Genomic DNA, 6263 nt, shown 5'->3' on the forward strand with positions numbered 1-6263 from the left:
CGCCTTTGACCCGTGACTGGGGTGTGCCGTGCACGTGCTGCACGCCGAATCCGGCAAGGTTGCCGTCATCAATATGGATTAAGGTTGGATAGCTGGGGCTTGGGGGAGGGGAGAGGGAACCTTTCTCCAGAAAGGTTCCCTCTCCCCTCCCCCAATAAAGTTCCTTACATACCCCAGCAGGCGAGGACGCCCTTGCGCCACGCGGCGAAGGCTTCGGCGAAGCCTTCCACGGGCAGTTCGCCCTTCTCGCCGGTCTTGCGGTTCTTCACTTCGACGATGCCGCGGGCGAGGCCCTTGCCGCCGACGACCACCTGCATGGGCAGCCCGACGAGGTCGGCGTCCTTGAACTTCACGCCGGGGCGTTCCTCGCGGTCGTCGAGAAGCACGTCGAGGCCCATGCCGGTCAGCAGATCATACAGCTCGTCGGCCTTGGCGGCGGTGTCGGCGTTCTTGGGATCGAGGTTGAGGAGCTCGAGGTCGAACGGTGCGAGCGGCGGGGGAAAGGCGATGCCGTCGCCGTCGTTGTTCTGCTCGATGCAGGCCGCGACCACGCGGGAAACGCCGATGCCGTAGCAGCCCATGATGATGGTCTGCTCCTTGCCGTTTTCGTCAAGGTAGATGGCGTTAAGGGCGGTGGAGTACTTGGTGCCGAGCTTGAAGACGTGGCCCACTTCGATACCCTTGGCGAAGGCCACCGGCTTGCCGCAGCGGGGGCAGACGTCTCCTTCCGCGATGGAACGCAGATCCGCATAGGCGAATGCCGGAACGTCACGCTTGAGGTCCACGTGCAGGATGTGCGTGTCGGCCTTGTTCGCGCCCGCGATCCAGTCCGTGTCGGCCATGAGTTCATGGTCGGCGACGATGGGGCCGGCGGTGAAGCCCACGGGACCAGCGAAGCCCACCGGGGCGTTGGTCCACTGGGTCACCTGCTCGGGCGAGGCGAGGACCACTTCGTCGGCCTTGAAGTAGTTCTTCAGTTTGATTTCGTTCAGCTCGCGGTCGCCGCGCACGAGGGCCGCGACGGGCTTGCCGTCCACCACGTAGAGCAGCGTCTTGATGAGCTTCTGCGCGGGAACCTTGAGGAAACCGCAGACTTCTTCGATGGTGTGCTGATCCGGGGTGGTCACTTCCTCGATGGCGGCGCAGGTTTCCTCACAGGCCTTGGCGGGCGGGAGGACGGCGGCGCGCTCGATGTTGGCGGACCAGTCGCATCCGGTGCAGTAGGCGATGGTGTCTTCGCCGGTTTCGGCCAGCACCATGAACTCATGCGAGAAGTTGCCGCCGATGGAGCCGGAGTCGGCTTCCACGGGACGGAACTGCAGCGCCATGCGGCTGAAAATCTTTTTGTACGCCTCGAACATCTTCTTGTAGCTGATGTCCGCGCCCGCATCGTCCCTGTCGAAGGAATAGGCGTCCTTCATCAGGAATTCGCGCCCGCGCATCAGGCCGAAGCGGGGGCGGATCTCGTCGCGGAACTTGGTCTGGATCTGGTACAGGTTCATGGGAAGCTGGCGGTAGGAGCGCACTTCGCCGCGGATGAGGTCGGTGACGACTTCCTCGTGCGTGGGGCCGAGGCAGTAGTCGCGCTCATGGCGGTCCTTGAAGCGCAGGAGTTCCTTGCCGTAGTGTTCCCAACGCCCGGATTCGCGCCACAGGTCGGCGGGCTGCACGGTCGGCATGAGGATTTCCTGAGCGCCCGCCCGGTCCATTTCCTCGCGCACGATGTTCGCGGCCTTGTTCAGGGTCCGCAGCCCCAGAGGCAGCCACGTATAGATGCCGGAAGTGAGCTTGCGAATCATGCCCGCGCGGATCAACAATTTGTGGCTGATGACTTCAGCGTCGCCCGGGGCTTCTTTCAGAGTGGGGATGTACCATTGACTCCAGCGCATAGATGTACCTCAGAATGAAATGGGGAGCCCTTCGGATGCGTTCGGGCTCTTAAAGATGGGCAATAGTGTAACCCCGAAGCGGCAAAAAGGCAAAAGATACCTGCCCATCCAATGCGGCCGTTTGGCTCGAGGGATGGGGCGCGCTGGGTGGCGGGGCAAGCCGGGCGGCCGTACGGCGGGGGGGCCGGGCGGGGGTTCACCTTTACGATGCAGAGCAGGCCGCGGCGGATCCGGGCAGGGCACCCGCCGTTCCGGTCATGCGGGGAAAATGCGGCTTTTTCGGCGCTGCCGCCGCTGTCTTTCCCTCTTTTGTTCTGTCTGCGGGGAAAGCATAAATACTGCAAGAACGCCCGTTGTCCCGGAGCGTGGAAAGACGGGGGTGTACAACACGATACTTTCCGGTGTATTCTAATTGTTCGTTCCGCCCGGAAGGGCAGTAAAACGCTTTTGGGAGAAAAAGATGATCGCAAGACAGTTCAGGGGATTCACCGTTGCCGCATGTCTTATGGTTCTGGCGGCGTTCGGTATGCCGGATACTTCATGGGCATGGGAATCGGACGGGCCGCGCTTCAACATATACACGCAAGGCTATGAAAAGGCCGATGTGGACGAAGGCGGTTCATATTCCAAGACGGAAACCGGGGTATCCGCCGGATACAAGTGGTTCACGCTGGCCTACAAGCGTTCCGACTTTAGCTGGAGCCATTCCGACTCGGTGAATTTCAGCAAAAAGGGCTCACCGTGGGACCAGCTGAACAAGCTGACGCTGGACGCTTCGTTCAATGGCGCTCTGGGCGAGTCGGTGAACTGGTTTGCGGGCGGCTCCATCATTTCCGGCTTTGAAGATCAGATCTGGGACTCGTTTACGTTCGCGCCTCGCGGCGGCTTGACCTTCTCGCCCACCTACGACCTGAAATTCCATGTCGGCGCGGCGGGCCTGATTTCTCCGGTGCGCCCGCTTGTCATGCCGATAGTCGGGGCTGAGTGGCGCAACGAGCATGATTATGGGCTGTCCGGCATTATAGGATTTCCCGGCACGAGGGTGCAGTATCGTTTCAATGATCTGCTCGCGGCACGCGTGGCGGCGAAATGGGATCGCGACATCTACCGCCTGTCCAACGACAGCAGCGTCGCCGGGAAGGGGTACGTGGAAGAGTCCGGCTATACGGGCGGCGCGTACCTCGACATCACGCCCATTGCGGACCTGAAATTGACGGTTGGCGCCGAACTGCTGTTTGATCGCCAGCTCCGCCTGTATGACAAGGGCGGCGACGAATTTTCCAAGACGGACGTGGACCGTGCGCTCGGCGCGGTCTTGCGGGCCAGTTACAGCTTCTAGGATATAAACGGATACAACATGGAGGAGCCGTTCCGGAGCATTCGCTTCGGGCGGCTCTTTCTTTTTCAAGGGCTCAATTTTTCCGTTGGATATGGACGGTCGAAATCGCGTTTACGGGACATGCGGAGAGGCGTTGAGGATATTTTTTTCCGTGCAGTCGGGACAGTTTCACGGAGGGCAGAAGGTTCCGTCCTGGTTCTTTCGTAAGGCCCCCGGGCGGCGGGAAGGCGCTGTTGCCCCATGCCGTCGCCCCGTTCTCCAACCTAGCCGTTTTTCTTATCATACAAGCATATGGACAAGCGTTCGAACATACGATACTCCGGGCAATCCCTGCAGCATGGTGCCGCAGGGAGCCGGGGGGCTCCGGCATATTTTTGAACATGGCTGGCCCCGTTCGCAGCCCGATCCGCTTCTTTCTGGAGTAGCGAGTATGAAGCGTTTTTTCACGTTTGCCTGCTTGGGTGTCGCGGGCGTCATGATGACGTCGAACGCTCTGGCCTTGGACGATTTCAGCACCTTTACCATGAAGGGCGTCGGCAATGACGTTGATCCGTTTGAATTGTCCTGCAAGCAGTATAACGGGCTGGACGCGGGCACGCGGCGGCTTGTTACGGCCTTCCTCGAAGGCTACGCCGCGGAGGGGTCAAGCACGGTATTCGTCCCGGAGGCCGTCAAAAATTTCGAGAGCGGCATCATGGCCGTCTGCGCCAAGAACCCCGGCAAAGCGCTCGACGGTATTCTTGAAGAAGTGCAGTATGATGTCCCCGAAGGCGGGAGCGAGCCCCGCTGTTCCGATCTTGACGGCATGACGGAAACTGAAGACCTCGCGCAGCTGTTGCTGTGGACGCAGGGGTATCTGGAGTCCGAGCTTTCCGAGAACGAGGAAGCGGATCAGGATCAGGCCATCCATCAGGATATGTTCCGAGAAGATGTGGCCGAAGTGCTCGCCCAGTGCAAGGGCGGCGGGTCCGACGCCAAACTGATCGACGTCATGCGTAAAGTGATCATGGGCGAAGAGTAGTTTTTATTCAGAGCGGATACGAAAGGCCGGGGACTTCCCGGCCTTTCGTTTTTCCCTTTCAATCTGGCATCCCTTCTTGCTTCTATAGCTTCAATTCAGGCAAACCGCCCTTTGGGGGATTGTCGTCGGAATAACCGAGGGAAGAGGGCGGGTCCATGCTCAAGCCGCCGAGGGGAGAGGACGGTTTCTCGGTGGGCTCGGGAGCGCGGTCCCACGTTTGGGGTAGTTCCTGCTTCTCTTCCGGGGGATACGGCGGCTGAACGGCCAAGGGATTGATGGCGATGCTGGCCTCAAGCTGCTGGAGTGTGGCGATGCGCTTCTCCAGTTTGGCCAGCGTGGAAAGAATAGCGCCGTGCTCTTCGCGCATGGTCTTCAACATACTGTCCTGATTGCGCAGAATACAGAAAAACATGAAGGCCAAACCTCCGAACAACACAACCTCGAAAGCCAGCAGCATAACCTTTTCCTTTTTCCTTGCGTGATGTGCGCGCCCCGGCCTGCCCCTTGCGGAGTCGTGTCACTTCCAGTACCTGTAGGCGCATCGGCTTACCTCATAATACCCATTGACCGCAACCGCAAGGACCTTACATATGGCATCTCCCTCCATCCGTCCCCATATGCTTGTCGCTGACGAGCAGGGGAATATCTATGATCATCCGGATTTTTTGCTTCTGTGCCGCCGGGGCGAGGAATGGAGCCTGCCCCGTCCCGATGAACTGATGCCTCTGCCGGAGGAAAGCGAGCTGTTCCTGCTGCCCGGACGCCGGGCCGTGGGCCTGAACCCGGAGACCGGCGAAACCGAAGTCATGGAAGATTGGGCCGTTGCCGCTTTCGCCGCGCCCGCGCACACGCTGACGGCGCATCCCGTGTATATGACCGATGAAGGCGCGCCCATGCTGCCTCTGTTCGCCTATGGGGCGGTCGGATTCGCCAACGGGCGTTTCTACGTCTGCGCCAAGAAGGTGGATGAGGACGTGCGGCAGGTCTTCAAAGGGATTTCCCGCGGCAAGATCGACCGTTCCGCCCGAAAGATCATTGAAGATTTCCCGGACAACAGGCTCATGCAGCACATCATGCAGAATTGTACGCTGCGTTACGGCTGCCCGGCGGCGAAGAACCTGAGCCTTGGCCGCTACGAAGCGCCGCTGCCCACGTCCCGGACCTGCAACGCCCGATGCATCGGATGCATTTCACAGCAGGAGGAAGGCTCCAAAATCTGCGCTACCCCCCAGTGTCGGCTGACCTTCACGCCCACGCCCGAGGAAGTGGTGGAGATCATGCGGTTCCACGCGAGCCGCGAGACTGAAAAGCCGGTCTTTTCCTTCGGGCAGGGCTGCGAAGGCGAGCCGTTGACCGAAGCGCCGCTGCTCATCGAGTCGGTGCGGCGTTACCGCGAGGCCGGAGGGCATGGCACGATCAACCTGAACTCCAATTCCTCCCGGCCGCAGGCCATCGCCGAGCTTGCGGAAGCGGGCTTGACCTCGCTGCGCGTGAGCCTCAATAGCGCCCGTCCCGAAGTGTACGAAAGGTACTACCGCCCGCACGGCTACACGTTCGGCGATGTGCGGCAGTCCATCATAGAGGCCCGTTCGCGCGGGGTGCATGTCGCCGTCAACTTGCTGTATTTCCCAGGAATCACGGATACGGAAGAGGAAATCGAAGCCCTCATCGAACTGTTCCAGTCCACCGGCATCAGTCTTGTGCAGCTCCGGAATCTGAATATCGATCCCGAATTTTACCCCTCGCTGCTCGAAGGGATTTCGTTCGGCCCGTCCGTGGGGTTGAACAATTTCCGCAAGCGCATCCGGCGGGCCTGTCCGTGGATCACGTACGGGTACTTCAATCCCTATCTTGGCGATAAGGCCGATCTCGGGGATACGCCCATGCCCGGCGAGTGGAAGCCCGCCCCGCTTGAGGTTTCGGAAGCTGAAGAAGAGAGCGGTAAATAATTGAAGCATTGGGGAGGGGGAGGAGAAACTTTCTGAAGAAAGTTTCTCCTCCCCCTCCCCAAACC

General features: G+C 60.3%; 5 protein-coding genes. 3 read left to right on the forward strand and 2 right to left on the reverse strand.

What is annotated here, in order from left to right:
• Positions 1 to 164: 164 nt before the first annotated feature.
• On the reverse strand, positions 165 to 1889 hold the full coding sequence (locus T370_RS0120925; protein WP_029436894.1) for a proline--tRNA ligase: 1725 nt from the start codon (positions 1887 to 1889) through the stop codon (positions 165 to 167).
• Between the two features lie 460 nt (positions 1890 to 2349).
• On the opposite strand from T370_RS0120925, the gene T370_RS0120930 reads away from it, so the two are divergent.
• Together T370_RS0120930 and T370_RS0120935 are read left to right on the forward strand one after the other, a co-directional pair.
• Positions 2350 to 3228, forward strand: a complete 879-nt coding sequence (locus tag T370_RS0120930) for a hypothetical protein (protein ID WP_029436895.1) — start codon at positions 2350 to 2352, stop codon at positions 3226 to 3228.
• Positions 3229 to 3658: 430 nt separating this feature from the next.
• Entirely contained in the window at positions 3659 to 4249 is a 591-nt protein-coding gene (locus tag T370_RS0120935) for an HdeA/HdeB family chaperone (protein ID WP_029436896.1), read from the forward strand.
• An 82-nt stretch (positions 4250 to 4331) separates the two neighbouring features.
• On the opposite strand, the gene T370_RS0120940 is transcribed toward T370_RS0120935, so the two are convergent.
• Positions 4332 to 4706 carry a hypothetical protein gene (locus T370_RS0120940; RefSeq protein WP_029436897.1) on the reverse strand — a complete coding sequence of 125 codons (375 nt, stop codon included), beginning with the start codon at positions 4704 to 4706 and terminating at the stop codon, positions 4332 to 4334.
• Positions 4707 to 4839: 133 nt separating this feature from the next.
• Here T370_RS0120940 and T370_RS0120945 point away from each other — a divergent pair, with 133 nt between their 5' ends.
• A complete protein-coding gene (locus tag T370_RS0120945) occupies positions 4840 to 6198 on the forward strand; it encodes a radical SAM family protein (protein ID WP_029436898.1) in 1359 nt (452 codons plus the stop codon).
• The last annotated feature ends 65 nt before the right edge of the window (positions 6199 to 6263 follow it).

The organism is Bilophila wadsworthia ATCC 49260, from assembly GCF_000701705.1.
Classification (GTDB): domain Bacteria; phylum Desulfobacterota; class Desulfovibrionia; order Desulfovibrionales; family Desulfovibrionaceae; genus Bilophila; species Bilophila wadsworthia.